This window comes from Janthinobacterium sp. CG_23.4, from assembly GCF_029892305.1.
Taxonomy (GTDB): domain Bacteria; phylum Pseudomonadota; class Gammaproteobacteria; order Burkholderiales; family Burkholderiaceae_D; genus Janthinobacterium; species Janthinobacterium lividum_D.
On sequence record NZ_JARXUX010000001.1, the window covers coordinates 1130149 to 1152048 of the forward strand.

A 21900-nucleotide genomic window follows, 5' to 3' on the forward strand; every position below is an offset into this window, starting at 1 on the left:
CGGCGAAACTGGGTAGAATATCGCCAGGCCCCCGACGCTGCCGGCAATGGAGAAAGCAATGAAAGTACTGGTAGTTGACGATGATGTCGTGTCGCGCATGGTGTTGATGCATCTGATCGACAGCTGCGGCGTGCACGATATCGTGGAAGCTGAGGATGGCGCAGCGGCTTGGGAGCAGCTCGAAGGGGGCTTGCGTCCGTCGCTGTGCTTTTGCGATTTGCGCATGCCGCGCCTGTCGGGCATGGAACTGCTGCAGAAAATCCGCGCCGACAGCACGCTCGATGCCATGCCGCTGGTGCTGGTGTCGTCGGCCAATGACCAGGACACGGTGCGTGACGCCGTGCAGGCCGGTGCTGCTGGCTATATCGTCAAACCCTTCCAGCCGCAGCAGGTACGCGAGCATATCGATGCCTGCTTCGAGCTCTGCGCATTGCCGGCCGAGACGCCGCGCGACACCTTGCAGCGGCTCGATATCGACGGCGAACGCCTGCAGTCCTATTTGACGGGCTTCCAGGGCCAGATAGAGGCGGCCAGCGAACAGGTCGACGCCTTGCTGGCGCGCGGCGAACCGGCGCAGGCGCGCCAGCAGCTCGAACGCCTGCACCTCGGTTGCCGCACCCTGGGTTTGCATGGCGCGCAGGCCGCGATGATGGACGTGCTGCAGGCATCGGTGCTCGATGGCGGCCAGATACAGGCGGCGCTGGCTGCCTTGGCGCGCAGCGTAGTACAACAGGTGCGCCTGCTGCGACAATAGGACGGCGTCGACTGAAACACCATAACAAAACCGACTGCGCGTCGCCATTTGCGGCCTCCGATGCTCACTGTGCTAAAGCACAGTTCCGCTTCTCAGACCAACGGGGGTGCCGAGCCGCACATCGGCTCGCTACGGTTTGTCAGGTGTATTGAATTTGCTGTTTTTCGCTTGCTGGAAAAATACTTTAGGTTTAAAGTATTTACTTCCGGGCCCTGTGCACGCGCCCGCCACCAGCCAGGATGAGCATGAGCAGCGACCCTACGCCCAGCATGGCATCTCCCCAGGACGACTTTGCGCGCGCGCACCTGCCGCCGCGCGCACTCTGGCCGCAGCTCTGCCTTGACTTGCCCGAGCTGCAGTATCGGGCGCGTCTCAATTGCGTCACCGAACTGCTCGATGCTGCCGTCGCCAGCGGTGGCGGCGAGCGCATCGCCATCCTTGCCGATAGCCAGCGCTGGACTTACGCGCAGCTGGCGCGGCAGGTCGACCGCATCGCCCATGTGTTGCAGACCGACCTGCGCCTGATCCCCGGCAACCGCGTGCTGCTGCGCGGCGCGAATACCCCCATGATGGCCGCCTGCCTGCTGGCCGTGTTGAAGGCCGGCTGCATCGCCGTGCCCACCATGCCGCTGCTGCGCGCGCGTGAATTGTCCACCATCCTGGCCAAGGCGCAAGTGAATGCCGTGCTGTGCGCGCAGCCCTTGCGTGCGGAACTCGATAGCGTGTCGACATGCCCGCCGATGCTGTGCTTTGGCGCCGATGACGGCGAACTGGAACAGCGCATGGCAGCGCGCGACACCGCGTTTGCCGCCTTTCCTGCGCACGATACGGCGGCCGATGATGTCTGCCTGATCAGTTTTACCTCGGGTACGACGGGCGTGCCCAAGGGAACCATGCATATGCACCGCGACTTGCTGGCCATTTGCGACTGCTTCCCCCGCTCCATGCTGCAGGTGCGCGCCGACGATATCTTCATCGGCACGCCGCCGCTGGCCTTTACCTTCGGCCTGGGCGGCTTGCTGCTGTTCCCCCTGCGCTTTGGTGCTTGCGCCGTGCTGCTGGAAAAATGTACACCCGAGACTTTGCTGCGCGCCATCGATGCATACCAGGCCACGATCTGCTTCACGGCGCCGACCTTTTACCGCCTCATGGCGCCGCTCGCTACTCGCCATGAGGTGCGCAGCTTGCGCCTGTCCGTGTCGGCCGGCGAGGCACTGCCGCTGGCCACGCGCGACGCCTGGCAGGTCGCGACGGGACTGGCCATGGTGGACGGCATCGGCGCTACCGAGATGCTGCATATCTTCATTTCTGCCACCGGCGAGGGCATACGCCGAGGTGCTGTCGGCAAGGCCATCCCCGGCTACCAGGCTTGCATCGTCGACGATGCCGGCGTGCCGCAGCCGTCCGGCGTGACGGGCCGCCTGGCCGTGAAAGGCCCCACCGGTTGCCGCTACCTGTCCGACCCGCGCCAGCGCGAATATGTGCAGAACGGCTGGAACCTGACCGGGGATAATTTCGAAATGGACGGCGACGGCTATTTTTATTACCGCTCGCGCAGCGACGACATGATCGTCTCGGCCGGCTACAACATCGCCGGCCCGGAAGTGGAGGAGGCGCTGCAGTGCCACCCGGCCGTGGCCGAATGCGCCGTGGTCGGGCGCGCCGATGCCGAGCGTGGCCAAATCGTCGAGGCGCACGTGGTGCTCAAGGACGGCTGCCTGGCCAGCGATGCGCTGGCGGCCGAACTGCAGCACTTTGTGCGCCAGCAGATCGCCCCGTATAAATATCCCCGCGCCATACGCTTCCTGTCTTCCCTGCCACGCACGGAAACGGGCAAGCTGCAGCGCTTCAAACTTCGCACGGATACCGCATGAATATTGTCTGCATCGGCGGCGGCCCCGCCGGCCTGTATTTCAGCCTGCTCATGAAAAAGCAGAACCCGGAGCACCGCATCACGGTTATCGAGCGCAACCGCCCGTATGACACGTTTGGCTGGGGCGTGGTGTTTTCCGACCAGACCCTGGGCAACCTGGCCAATGCGGACGAGCCGACCGCGCGCGCCATCTTGCAGGCGTTCAATCACTGGGACGATATCGAGATTCGCTTCAAGGGCGAGAGCGTGCGTTCCGGTGGCCATGGCTTTTGTGGCATAGGCCGCAAGCGCTTGCTCAATATCTTGCAGGCGCGTTGCGAGGAACTTGGCGTGCAGCTGAAGTTCGAGACGGAAGTGCAGGACGACCAGGCCATTGCGCGCCAGTACGGCGCCGACCTGGTGATCGCCAGCGACGGCTTGAACAGCCGTATTCGCACGCGCTATGCGGCCAGCTACCAGCCCGAGATCGATCAGCGCCATTGTCGTTTCGTCTGGCTGGGCACGCGCAAGAAGTTCGAGGCTTTCACGTTTGCCTTCCGCCAGACGCCATACGGCTGGTTCCAGGCGCATATTTATCAATATGACGGCGATACATCGACCTTCATCGTCGAAACGCCCGAACACGTGTGGCGCGCCGCGGGGCTCGACAGCATGAGCCAGGAAGAAGGCATTGCCTTTTGCGAAACGCTGTTCGCGCAGGAACTCGATGGCCATGGCTTGCTGAGCAACTCGCCGCATTTGCGCGGCTCGGCGCAGTGGATCACCTTCCCGCGCATCGTTTGCCGGCAATGGGTGCACCGGCAGGATGGGGTGCCTGTCGTGCTGATGGGCGACGCGGCCCACACGGCGCATTATTCGATTGGTTCGGGCACCAAGCTGGCACTGGAAGACGCCATCGAGCTGGCGCGCTGCTTTGGCCAGTCTGCCGACGCTGCTGCTACCGCTTCCGCTTCCGCTGCTGCTACCGACGCTGCGCTGGCGGCTTACCAGCAGCTGCGCGCCATCGAGGTACTCAAGATCCAGAGCGCGGCGCGCAATTCCATGGAGTGGTTTGAAAACGTCGAGCGCTACAGCGCCATGGAGGCGCCGCAGTTTGCCTATGCCATGCTCACGCGCAGCCAGCGCATTTCGCATGAAAATCTGCGTCTGCGCGATCCCGCCTACGTGGCCGATTACGAGCGCTGGCTGGCGCGGCGCGCGGGCGAACAGGCAGGCGTGGCGATGCCCGACGAGGCCATGCCGCCCATGCTTACGCCCTTCCGGCTGCGCGGCGTGCTGCTGAAAAACCGCATCGCCGTCTCGCCGATGGCGCAGTACAGCGCCGTCGATGGCGTGGCGGGTGACTACCATCTGATGCACCTGGGCGCACGCGCCATGGGCGGCGCTGCGCTCGTGTTTGCGGAGATGACATGCGTATCGGCCGACGCGCGCATTACGCCCGCCTGTCCTGGCATGTACACTGAAGCGCACACGCAGGCCTGGCAGCGCATCGTCGATTTCGTGCATGCCAGCAGCGATGCGAAAATCGCCCTGCAACTGGGCCACGCGGGGCCGAAGGGGTCTACGCGCCCCATGTGGGACGGCATCGACCTGCCGTTGGAGGACGGTAACTGGCCGCTGCTGGCCGCATCGAGCCAGCAATATCTGGCCGGCGTGTCGCAGGTGGCGCGCGCAGCCTCGGCTGGCGACCTGGCGCGCATCGAACACGATTTTGTGCGCGCCACCCTGGCCGCCGCCGTCGCCGGTTTCGATTGGCTGGAACTGCACTGCGCGCATGGCTATCTGCTGTCGAGTTTTATCTCGCCGCTGACCAACCGCCGCACGGACGAGTATGGCGGTAGCCTGGAAAACCGCTGCCGCTATCCGCTGCGCGTGTTCCGTGCCATGCGCGCCGCCTGGCCGCAAGATAAACCCATGAGCGTGCGCATTTCGGCCCATGACTGGGTTGAAGGCGGCATCACGCCCGACGATGCGGTCGTCATCGCGCGCCTGTTCAAGCAGGCCGGTGCCGACCTGATCGACTGTTCCTCGGGGCAGGTCAGCAAGCTCGAACAGCCCGTGTACGGGCGCATGTTCCAGGCGCCGTTCGCCGACCGCGTGCGCAATGAGGCAGGTATCGCCAGCATGGCTGTCGGCTCGATTTTTGAAGCCGACCACGCCAACAGTATTATCGCCGCCGGGCGCGCCGACCTGTGCGCCGTGGGTCGCCCGCACCTGGCCAACCCGGCCTGGACCCTGACGGAAATGGCGCGCATCGGCTACAGTGGCGCCGGGGCAGGCGCAACGTGGCCGAAACAGTACCGGCCCGCGCAGCTGCAACTGGAGCGCAATCTGCAGCGCGAACGCCAGCTGGCTGCCGCCAGCACTGGCCTGACCCCGCAACAGGTGGCCGCGCGGCTGCTGGAAGGATGACATGAACAAGGAACGACGGGACGGCGCGTTGGCCGACAAGCACGCGCTGCTGACGGGCGCCGGCAGCGGCATCGGCCTGGCCTGCGCGGGCGCCTTGCTCGACGCGGGCGCCCGCGTTACCCTGGCCGGGCGCGATGGCGCGCGGCTGGCGCGCGCGCGCCTGCAACTGGAAGAGGGCGGTTATGCTGGCAGGGTGGCCATCTGCGTGCTCGACGTGAGCGTGGAAGCGTCCGTGCAAGCGGGCTTCGCGCAGGCCGCCGCGCATTTTGGCCGCATCGATATCCTGGTCAATAACGCCGGCCATGCCCACGCGGCGCCGTTCGGCAAGACCGACGCTGCCATCTGGCAGCAGATGCTGGCCGTGAACCTGACGGGCGTGTTTCACTGCTGTCAGGCAGCCATGCCGGCCATGCTGGAAGCGGGCTGGGGGCGCATCGTCAACGTGGCGTCGACGGCGGGCCTGAAGGGCTATCGCTATGTCAGCGCCTATGTCGCCGCCAAGCACGGTGTGATCGGCCTGACGCGCGCGCTGGCCCTCGAAGCGGCACCGCACGGTGTCACCGTCAACGCCGTCTGCCCTGGTTACACGCAAACGCAGATGCTGGCGCAGGCGGTGCAAAATATCGCGCGCAAGACGGGGTGCGACGAAGACGCGGCGCGCGCCCAGCTGGCTGCGGCCAATCCGCAGCAACGTCTGGTGCAGGCGCGCGAAGTGGCCGATGCGGTGGCCTGGCTATGCCTGCCAGCATCAGCGGCCATGAATGGACAATCGATCGCCGTCGCCGGCGGTGAAGTCATGTAGACAATGGATAAAATGAATAATCAACGCGACCTTCTGCAGGCCGAACCGGAGCTGGACCTGGCCAGCCGCCTGACACAGGATCACCACCAGTCGCTCAAACTGTGGCTGCGCATGCTCTCGTGCACGGTGAAAATAGAAAACGAGGTGCGCATACGCTTGCGCGCCAGCTTCGGCATCACCTTGCCCCGCTTCGATCTGATGGCGCAGCTCGAGCGCTTTCCCGAAGGCTTGCGCATGGGCGAACTGTCCAAGCGCATGATGGTTACGGGCGGCAATATCACGGGCATCACCGACCAACTGGAGCAGGAGAAGCTGGTGCTGCGCGTGGTCGATCCGCAGGACCGCCGCGCGTATAGCGTCAAGCTGACGCCGGCCGGGCGGCGCGCCTTTGACGACATGGCCAGGGTGCACGAAGGCTGGATCGCTGAACTGCTGCAGGGCGTGACGCCGGACGACAAAAGCCAATTGATCGACCTGCTGTCGCACATGAAGCAGCAGCTAAATGACATCGCCATAAAGGACTGACCATGCGCCATCTACCGGGCCAGCCGCAAGACCTGCCAGGCAACCGCGCCAGCTTGGGCCATTACGCCGCGCGGCATTTTCTGTTCTCCGTCGAAGCAGGCGTAGCGAGCCTGACCCTGCACCGCCCCGAGCGCAAAAACCCGCTGACCTTTGATTCGTATGCGGAGTTGCGTGATCTATTCCGCGCGCTGGCGCATGCGCACGATGTCAAGGCCGTAATCATTGCTGGCAGCGGCGATAACTTCTGTTCGGGCGGCGACGTGCACGACATTATCGGCCCGCTGACGCAACTCGATATGCCCGGGCTGCTGGCGTTTACGCGCATGACGGGCGACGTGGTGAAAGCCATGCGCGCCTGCCCGCAACCGATTATCGCCGCCATCGACGGCATTTGCGCCGGCGCCGGCGCCATGCTGGCGCTGGCCGCCGATATGCGCATCGGCACGGCGCGCAGCAAGACGGCCTTTCTGTTTACCCGCGTGGGCCTGGCCGGCTGCGACATGGGTGCCTGCGCCTTGCTGCCGCGTGTGATCGGCCAGGGCCGCGCCGCCGAACTGCTGTACACGGGACGCTCCCTGCCGGGCACGGAGGCCGAGCGCTGGGGCTGGCTCAACCGCCTGGTCGAGCCGGCAGAACTGGCACAGGCGGCGCAGCTATTGGCCGCCGGCCTGGCCAGCGGCCCCACCTTTGCGCACGGCATGACCAAAAAAATGCTGCAGCAGGAGTGGAATATGGGCGTCGATGAAGCCATCGAGGCGGAAGCGCAGGCGCAAGCCATCTGCATGGCCACCAACGATTTCCACCGCGCCTATCACGCCTTCGTGGCCAAGGAAAAACCGCAATTTGAGGGCGATTGACATGCGTAGCAGCACAATGAGCAGTACACGCGACACGACTTACCTGGACTGGCCATTTTTTGAGCCGCATCATGCCGAACTTGAACGCGAACTCGATGCCTGGGCGACGCTGCACCTCGACGCTGCCCACGACAGCGACGTCGATGCGGCCTGCCGCGCGCTGGTGGCGCAACTGGGGCAGGGCGGCTGGCTCGCACATGCCACCGGCATCGATGGCAAGATCGACACGCGCGCCATTTGCCTGCTGCGCGAAACCCTGGCGCGCCACGACGGCCTGGCCGATTTCGCCTTCGCCATGCAAGGCCTGGGTTCGGGCGCCATCGGCCTGTTCGGCAGCGCGCAGAACAAGGCACGCTATTTGCCGGACGTGGCCAGCGGCAAGCGCATCGCCGCCTTTGCCTTGTCCGAGCCGCAAGCCGGTTCCGACGTGGCGGCCATGGCATGCGCGGCGCGCCGCGATGGCGACGCGTATGTGCTCGATGGCGAAAAGACGTGGATCTCGAACGGTGGCATCGCCGATTTTTACGTGGTGTTTGCCCGCACGGGCGAGGCGCCCGGTGCGCGCGGCATCAGCGCCTTCATCGTCGACGCCGACAATCCCGGCCTGGAAATCGCCGAGCGCATCGCCGTGATCGCGCCGCACCCGCTGGCGCGCCTGCGTTTCAATCACTGCCGCGTGGACGTGTCGCAGCGCCTGGGAGAGGCAGGCCAGGGCTTCAAGGTGGCGATGGCGACCCTCGACGTGTTCCGCACATCGGTGGCCGCCGCCGCCCTCGGCTTTGCCCGGCGCGCCTTCGATGAAGCGCTGCGCCATGCGACAAAGCGCCAGATGTTCGGCCAGATGCTGGCGGATTTTCAGCTGACGCAGGCCAAGCTGGCGCAGATGGCCACCGGCATCGACGCGGCCGCGCTGCTGACCTACCGCGCCGCCTGGCAGCGCGACCAGGGGCGCAAGGTGACGAAGGAAGCGGCCATGGCCAAGCTGACGGCCACGGAAACGGCGCAGCAGGTGATCGACGCGGCCGTGCAACTGTTCGGTGGCATGGGCGTGGTCAGCGGGCACCCTGTCGAGCGCCTGTACCGGGAAATTCGCGCCTTGCGCATCTACGAGGGCGCCAGCGAAGTACAGCAATTGATCATCGCGCGCGAACTGCTGCGCGAGGCGGACAACGCATGAACGGCATGAAGCGCACACAGAGTGAGGAAAGCAATATGCAAGTTCTACAACCGCCAGGGTGGGCCAGGCCGCGCGGCTATGCGAACGGCATCGCCGCCAGCGGGCGCACGGTGTACGTCAGCGGCATGATAGGCTGGGATGCACAGGGCCAGTTCCATACGGACGATTTTGCAGGGCAGGTACGCCAGGCCTTGCACAATATCGTCGCCGTGCTGGCCGAAGCGGGCGCCTTGCCCGAACACATCGTGCGCATGAATTGGTATGTGCTCGACAAAAAGGAATATGTCGCGGCATATCCACAAATCGGCGTGGCTTACCGGGAAATTATCGGCAAGCATTTTCCGGCCATGACGGCGGTGCAGGTGGCTGGGCTGATCGAGGATAGAGCGAAGGTGGAGATCGAGGTGACGGCGGTGTTGGCCGGCTGACTTTTCGATATTGCATATTGGCATGCAAATAATAAATATAAAAAAAATATCTTTCATGTTATATTTGGCAACCGGAAAGTGTACCGGTTTTAAATACTGACAGTCGAGGTAGCGAATGCAGAACAATTTTAGAGCAGCAAAAAGCATGGCGCTGGCGCTGGCCGGCATGGTTGTTTGCCTGGGTGCGAAAGCCGATTCCGGCACCTCGCTACTCTCTCCTGGTTACAAGACGCAACTGGAAACGTGGCTCGGCGAAGGGCGCCTGTCGCTGACGAATATTTATACCAAGGCTGCGGGCGATACCTCGCTGGACTTTCACAAGGCGTCCGATGGCAAGGGGCGTACTTTTTCCGTCATGGAGGCCACCAACGCATCGGGGCAGACCTGGCTGGTGGGCGGCTACAATCCGCAAAGCTGGAGTTCCACAGATGGCATGCATGTGACCATGGATGACAGCGCGCGCACGGCTTTCCTGTTCAATTTGACGGCCGGCTTCATGCTGCCGCAACTGAAGCAGTATTTTAATGGCGACGGCATTGGCAAGGATCAGACTTACAACCAGGCCGAATACGGCCCTACCTTTGGCTATGGCCACGATTTGTACGTGCCGCAGGACCTGACGAGCGGTGGCAGCTCTTTCCTGTACACGTATAACTATCTGGGTCAGTCATCGACCGGCGTCAGCCTGCTCGATGGTTCTATCTGGAATGGCAGCAATGTGACCTTTGGCGCGATACAGGTTTTCACGATCAGTGCGGTGCCGGAGCCAGCCACGTATGGCTTGCTGCTGGCGGGCCTCGGTGTTCTGGTCGCTCTTAGGCTCGGCAAACGTCCTGCCGTCCCGGCGTAACCTGTCGGCTCGCGCTTGCCACGCTGTCAATGGCAGGCGCTTGCCTGTATAATGCCGCTGCGCGTGTCGCCATCGTACAATGGATAGTACAAGGTCCTCCTAAGACTTAAATGCAGGTTCGATTCCTGCTGGCGACACCACATTCCACGCAGCGCGCGTCGGCGGCCCGAGTCCCTGCGGGCGAAATTACTGGTCGATGGCGATTGAAGTCCGAGATATCGGTACAATGCGTGCTTCATTCATCTAATCGGCGGCTGTTTTGCACACCATGCGGTGTGCAGGGAACGGCGCCCGAGCACTCTTACTCATTATGGCTGTCATTTCTCTCTCATCGGCGCAACTTGCGTTCGGTCACGTCGCGCTGCTCGATCACGCGGAATTTTCACTGGAAACCACGGAGCGGGTCGGCTTGATCGGCCGCAACGGCACGGGTAAATCGTCGCTGCTGAAGGTCATTTCGGGCAAGTTCAAGCTCGACGACGGCTTGTTGGTGATGCAGCAAGGCATCAAGATCGCCTATGTGGAGCAGGAACCGCAATTCGACCCGGATATGTCCGTGTTCGACGCCGTTGCCTCCGGCATGGGTGAATCGCAGGCGTGGCTGAAGGAGTACGATGCGTTGACGGGTCAGTTTGGCCAGGGCAATGACGACGAATTGATGGAACGCATGCACGACATCCAGGTCAAACTCGACGCGGCCGATGCATGGAGCTTGCCGAACAAGGTGGAAACCGTGCTCGACCGTTTAAACCTGACGGGCGACATGCTGATGAAAACCCTGTCGGGCGGGATGCAAAAGCGCGTCGCGCTGGCACGCGCGTTGGTGTCGGCGCCCGACGTGCTGCTGCTCGATGAGCCAACCAACCATCTGGACTTCAGCTCCATCTTGTGGCTCGAAGGCTTGCTGCGCGACTTCAAGGGCAGCGTGCTGTTCATTACCCATGACCGCTCCTTCCTCGACAACGTGGCCACGCGCATCATTGAGCTCGACCGCGGTCGTTTGCTGTCGTATCCGGGCAACTTCACCGCTTATCAGACTCGCAAGGCCGAGCAGCTGGAAATCGAAGAAGTAGAAAACGCCAAGTTCGACAAGTTCCTGGCGCAGGAAGAAGTATGGATACGCAAGGGCGTCAAGGCGCGTCGCGTGCGTGACGAAGGCCGCGTGCGCCGCCTGGAAGCACTGCGCCTGACGCGCAATGCACGCCGTGACCAGCAGGGGCAGGTAAAACTGGACGTGTCGGCCGGCGAACGCTCGGGCAAGATCGTGGCGGACCTGGAAAACGTTTCCAAAATTTATGGTGACAAGGTCATCGTCAAGGATTTCAGTGCCACCATCTTGCGTGGCGATAAAGTGGGCCTGATCGGTGCCAACGGCGCCGGCAAGACCACCCTGCTGAAGATGATCCTGGGCCAGGAAGAGTCCGACACGGGCAGCATCCGTCTGGGTACCAAGTTGCAAGTGGCGTATTTCGACCAGATGCGCACGCAGCTGAACGAAGAGGCGAACCTGATGGAAACCATCGCGCCAGGCAGCGACTGGGTCGAGATCAATGGCCAGCGTCGTCACGTAATGACCTATTTGAACGATTTCCTGTTCGCGCCGGAGCGCGCGCGTTCACCCGTCAAGTCGCTGTCCGGTGGCGAGCGCAACCGTTTGCTGCTGGCGCGCCTGTTCGCCAAGCCGGCCAACGTGCTGGTGCTCGACGAGCCGACCAATGACTTGGATATCGATACTCTGGAATTGTTGGAAGAGTTGCTGGAAGAATATACTGGCACCGTCTTCCTTGTTAGCCATGACCGCACCTTCCTCGACAACGTAGTCACGCAGGTGATCGTCGCCGAAGGCGAGGGCAAGTGGCGCGAATTCGTCGGCGGCTACACGGACTGGGAGCGCGTGCGCACCTTGCCTATCGCCACGGCGCCAGCCAGCAAGCCAGCCGTGAAGGTTGATGCCGCTGCACCGGCCGCCAAGCAGAAAAAGCTCAGCTACAAGGAACAGCGCGAACTGGAAGAATTGCCCAAGCTGATCGCCAAGCTGGAAGACGAGCAATCGGTGTTGGCCGCCGAGCTGTCGCACCCTGACTTCTACAAGAAGACGCCGGCCGAAGGCAAGCGCCTGAACGCGCGCGTGGCCGAAATCGAAGGCCAGCTGCTGGAAGCGTTGGAGAAATGGGAGCTGATCGAGGCGCGCGCCAACGGTTAATGCTTTTTTGCATTTCTTGTTGTAATTAAATCAGTATTATTTGCCACGGAAACGTTCTGGTTTGATATAATTATATAATTATATTTATTACATCGGGGAATGCATGTTTTTCATAAAAAACACGCGCTCCGGACCACTGCGTCCGGTGCGTGGCTCCTTTCCCGATGCGCGGCACTATGTTTGACCGCGCTGCCTTGCCCAGGGTGGCGCCATTCCTGGCCTATCTGTCCTTCATCTTCATTGCCGACATGCTCGCTCGCCTGGGTGTTGCTTCGCAGGAATTGCGTTGGCTGTACGCCGTCAAGATCGGCGTCGTGTTGGGCATGCTGTGGTACTGGCGCCGTAGCTATACGGAATTGGCTTGGCGGCCCTTGGGTGCGCGCGCCTTGGCGGTGGCATTGGCCACGGGAGTCGTGGTTTTTCTGCTGTGGATTAATCTGAGCGCCAGCTGGATGACGATCGGTAGCGCCGCTGGCTTCGACCCGCGTAGCGACGGCCAGATCGCATGGAGTCTGGTGGTGCTGCGTATCGCTGGTGCTGCCCTCGTGGTGCCCGTGATGGAAGAGCTGTTCTGGCGCTCTTTCCTGCTGCGCTGGATCGATGCTGCTGATTTCCTGAAATTCCAGCCATGCCTGGCGAGCGCCAAGGCTTTTATTGTCAGTGTGGTACTGTTCGGCTTTGAACACAATTTGTGGCTGGCCGGCATCGTTGCCGGCGCCGCCTACAGTCTGCTGTACATGCGTAGTCAGAACCTGTGGTCGCCGATTCTTGCGCACGGCGTCACGAATGGCGTACTGGGCCTGTGGATTGTTTATGGCGGACACTGGACTTACTGGTAATATTGCCGATCAACTGTTTGCTCTCTCAAAAGACGATACCCATGTTGAATTCCCCGCAAAAAAAAGATGTCGATGACGGTGTCTGCCTTGCTGCGGCATCACGCCGTTTTCCGGCTGCATCAGCATTGCGTGTCGGTTGTTTATTCCTGCTGGGTAGTATGGTCAGCCCGGCTGTTCATGCCTCATGGAGCGACACGATTTTCCCATTCTTGGCCACGTCATACTCATACGATGATAACCTTTTGCGTCTTGACGACAACACGCCTGGTTACACTGGTCCCCGTTCCGATACTTCGCGCCAGATCCAGGCTGGCTTTCTGTTTAATCGGCCGATCGGACGCCAGGTCCTGAGCGGGCAAGCCAAGTGGTCGCGGGCATCGTTCCAGCATTTCGATAATTTGAACTATAACGGCAAGGATTTGCAGGCCGACCTGGAGTGGCATATTGGTAATCACCTGGACGGCCATGCGGGAGCGACGTATTCGGAGACACTGACGCCGTTCAGCGACTTTCAATCAACGGGTAGTGACCGCAATATGCGTACGCGGCACAGGACTTACATTGACGGCGGCTGGCTGCTTCATCCGAGTTGGCACCTGCGCGCTGGCGTCAGCCGCGAACGCTACTACTATGATCTTTCACGCCTCAGTTATGCGAATCGCGTGGAGGATGCTGGCGAACTGGGGCTCGATTACTTGGCTTCGAGTGGCAGCAAGATCGGTGTCCAATTGCGGCACTTGAAGGGCAATTATCCGAATCGCCTGGTCGGTTCGCAATTTAGCCTGGTCGATGGTTATACCCAGGATGAGGTGAAGGCGAATATCTACTGGCGCTTCAGCCAGGTGACGCAGATGCAGTTGCTTGCCGGCTGGGTTCGGCGCGGCTATGCCTCTTTTTCGGGTCGTGATTCGAAAGGCGCGAACGGGCGCCTGATCGTCAATTGGGCGCCGCTGGGAAAAGTGCGTTTTACGGGTAACTTATGGCATGAGTTTGGTGCGGTGGAAAGTGCGCTGGTATCGAGCAGCCTGAATAACGGCGCCAGCCTGGCCGCTGCCTGGGATATTTCATCGAAAGTGCGCATGAATACTGAGGTACGGCGCCAAAAACGCGACTTTTCCGCAGCCAGTGGCCTGATTTTCCCCGTCGGTATCACAGACTCCAGTCACACCGAGTCCTTGGGGCTGACCTATGCGCCACAGCCGAATATTCAGCTGGGTCTGAACGCCTTCCGCGACACCCGCAAAGGCGCTCCTATTATCAATACAGGCAGCTACCGCGCCAAAGGCGTTTCCTTTAGCGCCAGTGTTCAGTTTTGAGAGTATTATGACCGTCAACGATATACCCCTGATTTCGTTTTTCCAGCGCATCCTTGATCCATTGATCATCATGGGAACGCTGTACCTGCTGTCAGTCCTGTTTGACTCGCCTTTCACCGGTTATTCGCTGGTATTGATGATCCTGGCGTTTTTTATCTCATCGTCGGTCTTCCAGTATGTCGACCCCTACCGGACGTGGCGCAGTGGCCGCATGCTTGCCTATGCCCGCGATATATTCGTCGGCTGGGTGATCACCGCGCTGATACTGCTATTTCTTGGCTACGCCACTGGGCTAGCATTCCATTACAGCCACGATCTGGTCTTGGCCTGGTTTCTGCTCACGCCGTTTGTGTTGCTGATCAGCCATCTTGCAGCGCGGCGCGTCGTCGCTGATCCCGGGCGTGACAGCGAGGTGCGTTCCGTGGTGATCATTGGCGCCAATGATGCCAGTTTGAAATTTGCCAGTACGTTGGAGCGCAATCCTAATCTGTTCATGCAGGTGCGGGGTTTTTTTGACGACCGTACCGATGACCGCTGGCCTGAAAAGATGCGCGAACCCATGCTGGGTAAGATGGCGGATATTGCCGCCTATGTGCGCGAAAATAATATCAAGATGATATTTATTAGCCAGCCTATTTCTGCTCAGCCGCGCATATGCAATATGCTCGATGAATTGCAGGATACGACCGCATCCGTATATTTTTTGCCAGATATTTACATCTTCGACCTGATGCAGGCGCGCTTCGACAATGTTGGCGGCATGCCTGTGATCGCCATTCGTGAATCGCCTTTTACCGGCTTTAATAGCATGGTCAAGCGCGGTAGCGATATCGTACTGGGTTTGTTGATCCAGATCATGTTATTGCCAGTGATGCTGGTCATTGCCATCGCTGTGAAGATGACATCGAAAGGTCCTGTAATTTTTCGCCAGCGCCGCTACGGCTTGTATGGCGAGGAAATTATTGTGTATAAATTCCGCTCGATGACGGTCAGCGAGGATGGCGACAAGGTAGTACAAGCCACGAAGAACGACCAGCGCGTGACGCGTGTGGGTGGCTTTCTACGTCGCAGTTCGCTCGATGAGTTGCCGCAGTTCATTAATGTCTTGCAGGGACGAATGAGTATTGTCGGGCCGCGTCCACACGCCGTGGCGCACAACGAGCAGTACCGCAAGTTGATTAAGGGCTACATGTTGCGCCACAAGGTTAAGCCGGGTATTACAGGTTGGGCTCAGGTGAATGGCTTGCGCGGCGAGACGGAAACGCTCGACAAGATGGAGGCGCGCATTCATTTCGACCTAGATTACCTGCGCAACTGGTCGCTGTGGCTCGACTTGTGGATCATTTTGCGTACCGTCAAGGTCGTGCTGAAGCGCGATAACGCGCATTGAGCGGGGGCCGGAGGAGAGACCCGCCACACTTGTCTTGAATATTTTTTGCAGTGAATTAATACGCGTTAAAATGGCGCAACCATGCAAGGTTTCAAATATCCGGCTCCCGGAGTTGTTGGATAGTGACGTAATGAGACATCAGACCATGATGAGGCAAGCACAGTGACATGTATGCACAATAACTTGCTCCGCTTGCTTGGCTGCGTGCCAGCTTTTGGAGTGTGGAATGCGTACCAGCGCCTCACCCGGCCAGCCTGGAGTTAGGTTGCTGGGCAAGAAAAGCTGCTCTACAGGAGAAGCCCCATTCCTGCCGCTCGCCGATATTGGTCCGCCCCAATGCTTGTACGCTATGACAGCTGGTCTCCTTGCTGTAAGAGAATTATTGCCCAATAAAAATTACTCCAGAGGTGCATCCATTTCAAGGTGTGTGCTTGTGACGAGGTAGTTGTTTTTAAGATATTTTAATAGTTTTTAAGCAAATAGTTTCCTAGCAAGCTAGTACACTGTGTATCATATTTATAATATTGAAAAACATGCGGTCGTAAGCCCATAATTTCAATCGAAATCTGCCTTTTTAACAATGTTTTGTTGTTAAGTGAGTTACCATCACTTGCACAAATGGATAGGCGGATTTCCTTACCTGAACTGAAGGAGTCATTTTGAACCAACCGCAAATCGCCCGTGTGTATTCGAGTAAGAACGCCATACCTTCCCGTCTGCTGTGTGCTGGCCTGGTCGTGCTGGCCGTCGTAGGATTGTCTGCTTGTGGCAATAAAGAAAAAAAGCCTGGTCAGGCGCTGGCGAGTGTGAATGGGGAAGAAATCACTGTTTTGCAGCTTAATGAAGAGATGCAGCGTGCCAATGTCCAGGCGCCGCAGCAGGAAGCGGCCAGTAAGCAGTTGCTCGAATCGCTGATCGACCGCCAGTTGTTGCAGAACGAGGCGGCCAAGGACAAGACGGACCGCGATCCCAAGGTGGTGCAGGCGATTGAACGCGCCAAGGCGCTGATCGTCGCACAAGCCTACATGCAAAAGCGCGTCGGCACGGTCGCGCGTCCAACCAAGCAGGAAGTGGAGGAGTACTTCCACAAGAATCCGCAATTTTTCACCGAACGCAAGCAGTTCGACATGCGTGAACTGGTCATTGCCAGCGCCGACATGAACGACAAGCTGAAGGCTGCCATGGATGCGGCGAAGACGCTGGATGATGTTGCCGCCTGGCTCGATGCGAACAAGGTCAATTATGCCCGTACCCAGCTGTCGCGCACCAGCGCCGACCTGGCGCCCGAGCTGAGCGCTAAATTGCTGTCGATGCCGAAGGGTCAGTTGTTCATTATTCGCGAAGGTGACCGCACCTTGCTCATTTCCCTGGCCAATATCAGCGACAATCCCGTGACCCTGGCGCAGGCAGCTCCTCAGATCGAGCAGTTTATGTTCAACAAGAAAAACAAGGATGCTGCCGACGCTGAACTGAAACGTTTGCGTGCCACGGCCAAGATCGAGTATCTGAACAAAGATAGCGCCGCGGCGTCGGCAGCAGCCAGTGCTGCGGTCCCTGCAGCAGCGCCGGCCGTTGCCGCACCGGTAGTGCCAGCACCGAGCGTACCAGTGGCGCCAACGGCGCCGGCGGCAGGTTCTTCTGAATCAAATGATCGTGGCGTTGCGGGCTTGAAATAAGCCGCAGCATTTCAAGTTAAGCAACTCATTATGGATTGAACGAATCATGAAACGACTAGTTATGTGGTGCCTGACCCTGCTGCTGGCCATTGCTACAGGTGCTGCCAGTGCTGCCGATGTACAGCTGGGTGCGGGTGATGTATTGAAAATTTCCGTATATGGCAGTCCTGACCTGGCGCTGGAAACGCGCATCAGTGAAGCTGGCGAGATTACATTCCCTCTGGTCGGGAACGTGGTGCTCGGCGGCTTATCAGTCTCAGCAGCAGAAAAGAAGCTGGGTGGCTCTCTTGAACGCGGCGGCTTTCTGCGCAAGGCACAAGTCAATATTATTGTGACTTCGCTGCAAAGCCAGCAGGTGTCGGTGCTGGGTCAGGTGAACCGTCCAGGACGCTATCCGATCGAAGGGCGCCGCAGCGTGATGGATATGCTGGCCATGGCTGGTGGCGTCAGTGCTGACGGTGGTGATTCGATCAACTTGATCCGCAAGCGCGATGGCAAAACCAGCCGGGAAGTGATCGATATCGTTGAAATGGTACGCAGCGCCGATCTGAACCGCGATCTCGATGTGGCTGGCAATGACGTGATTTTTGTCGAACGTGCGCCGCGCTTTTATATTTATGGCGAAGTACAGCGCCCAGGCCCATTCCGTCTGGAACGTTCGATGACCGTACTGCAGGGCTTGTCCGCAGGTGGCGGTCTGACACAGCGCGGTACGGAACGCGGCATCCGCATCAAGCGTCGCGATCCGCAAGGCAAGCTGCAGGTTCTTGAGGCCAAGCATGACGACATGCTACAGGTCGATGATGTCGTGTATGTCAAAGAGAGCTTGTTCTAGTCTTGAGCAGGGCAAGCGCCCCGTTCTTATCATTTAGTATTGAAAGTTCCAACATGAATTTTTCTCAATTTTTGCTGATTTTACAAGCGCGCAAGAAGATTATTTTCTTGACTTTGATCGTGACCGTGCTTGCTACGTTGTCTGTCAGCCTGCTTTTGCCGAAGAGCTACAAAGCCACCAGTTCGCTGGTCATGAACTACAAGGGCGTCGACCCCGTTACGGGCTTGGCCATGCCTGGACAGTTGTTGCCTGGATATATGGCCACGCAGATCGATATCATTAGCAGCAAGAATGTGGCCTTGCGCGTGGTTGATAACCTAGGCTTGGCCAATAGTCCTGCTGTCATCGAACAATTCAATGCTGCGACGGAAGGCAAGGGAACTGTACGCGACTGGCTGGCCAATCTACTGCTGAAAAAGCTGGAAATCGTACCGTCGCGCGAAAGCAGCGTAGTCGACATCAGCTTCAAGGGTTCCGATCCGCAATTCGTGGCGGCCGTCGCCAATGCTTTTTCCGATGAATATCAGAGAGTCAGCATCCAGTTGAAGGTGGAGCCGATGAAGAAGGCGGCTAGTTACTTCGATGAGCAAACCAAAATGTTGCGCGATAACGTGGAAAAAGCACAGAACCGCCTCTCCAAGTATCAGCAGGAAAATGGTATTGTCAGCGTTGACAACCGTCTCGACGTCGAATCGAACCGCTTGAACGACCTGTCCGCACAGCTGGTGATGGCGCAGGGCCAGTTGATGGAAGCAAATTCGCGCCAGCGCATGGCGGCTGGCGGCAATGGCGTAGAGTCGCCGGACGTGGCGTCGAATCCCTTGATTCAAAGCTTGAAGATGGGACTCGGCAATGCTGAAGCCAAGCTGGCCGAACTGGGTCAGCGTCTGGAAAAGAATCATCCGCAGTACCAAAGCGCGAAGGCCGAAGCGGACAAGCTGCGTGCTGATCTGCGCGAGCAGCTGAGGGTCGCCTCGAACAGCGTAGGCAATGCGGCCCAGATCCAGCAGCAGCGAGAGGCATCGGTACGTGCAGCGCTGGCGGCGCAAAAGTCGAAGGTGCTGGAACTGAATCGTACTCGCGACGAAATGGGCGTACTGCAGAAGGACGTGGAAAGTGCCCAGCGTGCTTTCGACGTGACGTCGCAACGCTTCTCGCAAACCAAGATCGAGGGTCAGTCTGACCAGTCCGACATCGCTGTCCTGAACCCAGCGGTTCCTCCGATCGAACCGTCCAGCCCGCGCGTGCTGATGAATACCTTGTTGTCTATCGTACTCGGAACGTTCTTGGGTATCGGTCTGGCCCTGCTGATTGAAATGCTGGATCGTCGCGTGCGTTCCGACCATGATCTGGCTGACTTGCTGCAAGTGCCGGTACTTGGCGTGGTCGACTGGAAAGCCTCGCCGGTCCGTCGCAAGGGCCTGCATCGTTTTTTGCCGGTTCACCGTCTGAGTGCCAATTAACTGATGGAATTAAATATGAACTTCCCCGCGCATCCTGTTTCGAAACCGTCACCCCTGCGGGGCGGCGACTCCAGCATTGGCGCCTTGTTGCTGGCCTCGGGTAAAATCACTCCGGAAAATGCCGAACGCGTGCTGCGCATGCAGAAGGAACTCGGTATCCGTTTTGGCGAGGCCGCCTTGCGTCTCGGTCTGATCAGCGAAGCCGACATCCAGCAAGTGCTGGCGCGGCAATTCGATTATCCGTATCTGCAGGAAGGCGAGGGCAAGTTTGCCAGCGAGTTGGTGGCGGCGTATCAGCCTTTCAGCCCGCAAATGGAAACCCTGCGCGCCGTGCGCAGCCAGTTGATGCTGCGTTGGTTTTCGCTGGGCCGCAAGGCGCTCGTCGTGGCCAGCGTCGATAGCGGCGATGGCGCCAGCCTGTTCGCCGCCAACCTCGCAGTGGTGTTCTCGCAGCTCGGTGAAAGTACTTTGCTGGTCGATGCTAATCTGCGCAAGCCGCGCCAGCATGAGATTTTTGCACTGGAAGAACGCCAGGGTCTCTCCGATGTGCTAGCGGGGCGTGCCGGCCAGGATGCCATTTCCGTCATCGACTCCTTCGTCGATTTGTCTGTGCTGGGAGCGGGAACCTTGCCGCCGAATCCGCAGGAACTGCTGAGCCGCCCCGCCTTTGGCGCGCTCAATAAACAGCTGGAAGAGCGCTACGATGTCGTGCTGTACGACGTGGCGTCCGTTTCCTCGGGATCCGATACGTTTGTGATGGGCGCCCGCGTAGGCGGCGTTTTGCTAGTCGTGCGTAAAAATAAGACGCGCCTGGCCGATATCGACGCCATGCGCGAGCAGCTGCAGCGCAGCGGTTCGGAAGTGGTTGGTTCCGTACTGGTTGATTACTGACATGGCGACGCTTGCACGGTCGCGACCAGCCGCCTCGCTGGACTGGAAACAGTTGCTGCTGCACTGGTGGCCTATGCTGCTGGGTTTGCTGGCCATGTACGTGCCCACCTTCCACGACTTGGCTTTTGGTCTGTGGTCCACGGAGAGTTACGCGCACGGTCCGATCATCCTTCTGCTTGCCTTGTGGCTGCTGGGGCGGCAATGGCCGGCCATGCTTGCTGCCTCGGGCAGCACGGGCGGCTCGGCTGCAGGTTGGCCGCTGGCCATACTGGCAGTGCTGTTGTATGTAATGGGCCGTTCGCAGAGTATCCAGAGCATGGAGCTGACTTCCTTCATCGTGATGCTGGCCGCCTTGTTACTGCTGTTCTTTGGTGCACGCGCCTTGAAAACGCAGTGGTTTCCCTTCTTTTTCATGCTGTTTATGATTCCCTTGCCTGGTGCTGTCGTCAGCGCGCTGACCATGCCGATGAAAATGGCCGTATCGTATGTCACCGAGCACCTGCTTTTCTGGGCCGGCTATCCGATCGCGCGCAGCGGCGTCATCTTGCAGATAGGCCAGTACCAGTTGCTAGTGGCCGATGCCTGCGCCGGGCTGCAGACATTGCTGACCTTGGAGTCATTGGGCCTGTTCTACATGAATGTGGTGCGCCATACGTCGGCATTCCGCAATATCATGCTGGCCATTCTGATCGTGCCGATTTCGTTTACGGCCAACGTTGTGCGCGTGATCGTGCTGACATTGATTACCTATTACTTTGGCGACGCTGCTGGGCAGGGTTTCCTGCATGGCTTCGCAGGAATGGTGTTGTTTATTAGCGCACTTATCCTGATCATTTTCGTTGATTCGTTGTTGCAATGGTTCGTGAATATGCGCCAGCGCCGTCACAAGGGGGCAGTATGAATCCATCGCGACTTTCCATGTTTGTCCTGAGCGGCATGATGGTGCTCGCTTCCCTAGCTGCGGCGTATGCCAAGCCGACCGTCCGCCTAGCCGAGACCATGCCGATGCCGGCGCTCGAGAAGATCGTCCCCAGCCAGTTTGGCATATGGCACGAGGAAACGAGTTCTGTTGGTGCTGTAATCGACCCGCAAATCCAGTCCGAGCTCAAGCGTATCTACACGCAGATACTCTCGCGCACCTATATTAATGACCGGGGCGAGCGCATCATGCTGTCGATTGCCTATGGCAAGGACCAGAGCGATACCACGCAAGTGCACTATCCGGAAATCTGCTATCCGGCACAGGGCTTCCAGATCGGTTCCACGCGGGAGGAGGTTCTGTCGACGCGCCAGGGCGATATCCCCTTGAAGCGACTGGAGACAAGCATGGAAAACCAGCGCTACGAGCCTGTGACGTACTGGACGACGGTGGGTGATGTAGTGGTGACGAATCGAACGGACAAGAAACTGGTAGAAATGCGCTACGGCTTCAAGGGGCAGATTCCTGATGGCCTGCTGTTCCGCGTTTCGTCGATCGACCGCGACGCGGCTGCTGCTTTCCGCCTGCAGGACGACTTCGTTAAGGCTATGCAGGCGGCGCTCGATCCCGCCAGCAAGCTGCGCCTGATGGGCATACACGGCTAGACAGATGGTGCGTGCCGCACCATTT

The 21900-nt window shown here is 59.5% G+C and carries 19 protein-coding genes and 1 tRNA gene; all 20 read left to right on the plus strand.

The features are described 5' to 3' along the window. Window positions 1-58: 58 nt before the first annotated feature. The 20 genes from H4V96_RS04990 to epsI all read left to right on the plus strand — a co-directional run bounded on the left by H4V96_RS04990 (window position 59) and on the right by epsI (window position 21875). Window positions 59-754 (plus strand): response regulator, encoded by a 696-nt coding sequence (locus tag H4V96_RS04990; RefSeq protein ID WP_196855268.1) that lies wholly within the window; start codon window positions 59-61, stop codon window positions 752-754. 245 nt (window positions 755-999) lie between these two features. Beyond that, window positions 1000-2628 (plus strand): AMP-binding protein, encoded by a 1629-nt coding sequence (locus H4V96_RS04995; RefSeq protein WP_196855267.1) that lies wholly within the window; start codon window positions 1000-1002, stop codon window positions 2626-2628. Continuing rightward, complete coding sequence (locus H4V96_RS05000; protein WP_196855266.1) at window positions 2625-5039, plus strand: bifunctional salicylyl-CoA 5-hydroxylase/oxidoreductase; 2415 nt, start codon at window positions 2625-2627, stop codon at window positions 5037-5039. Before H4V96_RS04995 ends, H4V96_RS05000 begins: the two co-directional genes overlap by 4 nt. Window position 5040: 1 nt before the next feature. Continuing rightward, window positions 5041-5841 carry an SDR family NAD(P)-dependent oxidoreductase gene (locus tag H4V96_RS05005; RefSeq protein ID WP_196855265.1) on the plus strand — a complete coding sequence of 267 codons (801 nt, stop codon included), beginning with the start codon at window positions 5041-5043 and terminating at the stop codon, window positions 5839-5841. A gap of 12 nt (window positions 5842-5853) precedes the next feature. Further along, window positions 5854-6366 (plus strand): MarR family transcriptional regulator, encoded by a 513-nt coding sequence (locus tag H4V96_RS05010; RefSeq protein ID WP_196855264.1) that lies wholly within the window; start codon window positions 5854-5856, stop codon window positions 6364-6366. 2 nt (window positions 6367-6368) lie between these two features. Further along, on the plus strand, window positions 6369-7223 hold the full coding sequence (locus H4V96_RS05015; RefSeq protein WP_196855263.1) for an enoyl-CoA hydratase family protein: 855 nt from the start codon (window positions 6369-6371) through the stop codon (window positions 7221-7223). Window position 7224: 1 nt separating this feature from the next. Next, window positions 7225-8400, plus strand: coding sequence for an acyl-CoA dehydrogenase family protein (locus tag H4V96_RS05020; protein ID WP_280720734.1), 1176 nt, complete (start codon window positions 7225-7227; stop codon window positions 8398-8400). A gap of 35 nt (window positions 8401-8435) precedes the next feature. Continuing rightward, window positions 8436-8828, plus strand: a complete 393-nt coding sequence (locus H4V96_RS05025; protein ID WP_196855262.1) for a RidA family protein — start codon at window positions 8436-8438, stop codon at window positions 8826-8828. Window positions 8829-8943: 115 nt separating this feature from the next. Next, on the plus strand, window positions 8944-9678 hold the full coding sequence (locus tag H4V96_RS05030; RefSeq protein WP_196855261.1) for a PEP_CTERM-anchored TLD domain-containing protein: 735 nt from the start codon (window positions 8944-8946) through the stop codon (window positions 9676-9678). Between the two features lie 65 nt (window positions 9679-9743). Next, window positions 9744-9818 (plus strand) — tRNA-Arg (locus H4V96_RS05035). 170 nt (window positions 9819-9988) lie between these two features. Continuing rightward, window positions 9989-11881 (plus strand): ATP-binding cassette domain-containing protein, encoded by a 1893-nt coding sequence (locus tag H4V96_RS05040; RefSeq protein WP_196855260.1) that lies wholly within the window; start codon window positions 9989-9991, stop codon window positions 11879-11881. A 176-nt stretch (window positions 11882-12057) separates the two neighbouring features. Continuing rightward, complete coding sequence (locus tag H4V96_RS05045) at window positions 12058-12720, plus strand: CAAX prenyl protease-related protein (protein WP_280720735.1); 663 nt, start codon at window positions 12058-12060, stop codon at window positions 12718-12720. A 41-nt stretch (window positions 12721-12761) separates the two neighbouring features. Continuing rightward, window positions 12762-14036, plus strand: a complete 1275-nt coding sequence (epsL, locus tag H4V96_RS05050) for an XrtB/PEP-CTERM-associated polysaccharide biosynthesis outer membrane protein EpsL (RefSeq protein ID WP_196855258.1) — start codon at window positions 12762-12764, stop codon at window positions 14034-14036. 7 nt (window positions 14037-14043) lie between these two features. Next, window positions 14044-15426, plus strand: coding sequence for an undecaprenyl-phosphate glucose phosphotransferase (locus H4V96_RS05055; RefSeq protein WP_280720736.1), 1383 nt, complete (start codon window positions 14044-14046; stop codon window positions 15424-15426). A gap of 659 nt (window positions 15427-16085) precedes the next feature. After that, the gene (locus H4V96_RS05060; RefSeq protein WP_196855256.1) at window positions 16086-17102 is read left to right on the plus strand and encodes an EpsD family peptidyl-prolyl cis-trans isomerase; all 1017 of its coding nucleotides are present in this window, start codon (window positions 16086-16088) and stop codon (window positions 17100-17102) included. A 46-nt stretch (window positions 17103-17148) separates the two neighbouring features. Next, complete coding sequence (gene epsE / locus H4V96_RS05065) at window positions 17149-17937, plus strand: polysaccharide export protein EpsE (RefSeq protein ID WP_196855255.1); 789 nt, start codon at window positions 17149-17151, stop codon at window positions 17935-17937. Window positions 17938-17990: 53 nt separating this feature from the next. After that, on the plus strand, window positions 17991-19400 hold the full coding sequence (gene epsF / locus H4V96_RS05070) for a chain length determinant protein EpsF (RefSeq protein WP_280720737.1): 1410 nt from the start codon (window positions 17991-17993) through the stop codon (window positions 19398-19400). Window positions 19401-19415: 15 nt separating this feature from the next. Continuing rightward, on the plus strand, window positions 19416-20291 hold the full coding sequence (gene epsG, locus H4V96_RS05075) for a chain length determinant protein tyrosine kinase EpsG (protein ID WP_196855253.1): 876 nt from the start codon (window positions 19416-19418) through the stop codon (window positions 20289-20291). 1 nt (window position 20292) lies between these two features. Beyond that, window positions 20293-21192: an exosortase B gene (xrtB, locus tag H4V96_RS05080; protein ID WP_196855252.1), complete on the plus strand. Its 900-nt coding sequence runs from the start codon at window positions 20293-20295 to the stop codon at window positions 21190-21192. Between the two features lie 17 nt (window positions 21193-21209). Beyond that, window positions 21210-21875, plus strand: a complete 666-nt coding sequence (gene epsI, locus H4V96_RS05085) for an exosortase-associated protein EpsI, B-type (protein WP_196855251.1) — start codon at window positions 21210-21212, stop codon at window positions 21873-21875. Window positions 21876-21900 lie beyond the last annotated feature (25 nt).

Bases quoted from the DNA above. Each gene is read 5' to 3' on its own strand.
- H4V96_RS04990 (WP_196855268.1), top strand. From the start codon at position 59: ATGAAAGTACTGGTAGTTGACGATGATGTCGTGTCGCGCATGGTGTTG.
- H4V96_RS04995 (WP_196855267.1), top strand. From the start codon at position 1,000: ATGAGCAGCGACCCTACGCCCAGCATGGCATCTCCCCAGGACGACTTT.
- H4V96_RS05000 (WP_196855266.1), top strand. From the start codon at position 2,625: ATGAATATTGTCTGCATCGGCGGCGGCCCCGCCGGCCTGTATTTCAGC.
- H4V96_RS05005 (WP_196855265.1), top strand. From the start codon at position 5,041: ATGAACAAGGAACGACGGGACGGCGCGTTGGCCGACAAGCACGCGCTG.
- H4V96_RS05010 (WP_196855264.1), top strand. From the start codon at position 5,854: ATGAATAATCAACGCGACCTTCTGCAGGCCGAACCGGAGCTGGACCTG.
- H4V96_RS05015 (WP_196855263.1), top strand. From the start codon at position 6,369: ATGCGCCATCTACCGGGCCAGCCGCAAGACCTGCCAGGCAACCGCGCC.
- H4V96_RS05020 (WP_280720734.1), top strand. From the start codon at position 7,225: ATGCGTAGCAGCACAATGAGCAGTACACGCGACACGACTTACCTGGAC.
- H4V96_RS05025 (WP_196855262.1), top strand. From the start codon at position 8,436: ATGCAAGTTCTACAACCGCCAGGGTGGGCCAGGCCGCGCGGCTATGCG.
- H4V96_RS05030 (WP_196855261.1), top strand. From the start codon at position 8,944: ATGCAGAACAATTTTAGAGCAGCAAAAAGCATGGCGCTGGCGCTGGCC.
- H4V96_RS05040 (WP_196855260.1), top strand. From the start codon at position 9,989: ATGGCTGTCATTTCTCTCTCATCGGCGCAACTTGCGTTCGGTCACGTC.
- H4V96_RS05045 (WP_280720735.1), top strand. From the start codon at position 12,058: ATGTTTGACCGCGCTGCCTTGCCCAGGGTGGCGCCATTCCTGGCCTAT.
- epsL (WP_196855258.1), top strand. From the start codon at position 12,762: ATGTTGAATTCCCCGCAAAAAAAAGATGTCGATGACGGTGTCTGCCTT.
- H4V96_RS05055 (WP_280720736.1), top strand. From the start codon at position 14,044: ATGACCGTCAACGATATACCCCTGATTTCGTTTTTCCAGCGCATCCTT.
- epsE (WP_196855255.1), top strand. From the start codon at position 17,149: ATGAAACGACTAGTTATGTGGTGCCTGACCCTGCTGCTGGCCATTGCT.
- epsF (WP_280720737.1), top strand. From the start codon at position 17,991: ATGAATTTTTCTCAATTTTTGCTGATTTTACAAGCGCGCAAGAAGATT.
- epsG (WP_196855253.1), top strand. From the start codon at position 19,416: ATGAACTTCCCCGCGCATCCTGTTTCGAAACCGTCACCCCTGCGGGGC.
- xrtB (WP_196855252.1), top strand. From the start codon at position 20,293: ATGGCGACGCTTGCACGGTCGCGACCAGCCGCCTCGCTGGACTGGAAA.
- epsI (WP_196855251.1), top strand. From the start codon at position 21,210: ATGTTTGTCCTGAGCGGCATGATGGTGCTCGCTTCCCTAGCTGCGGCG.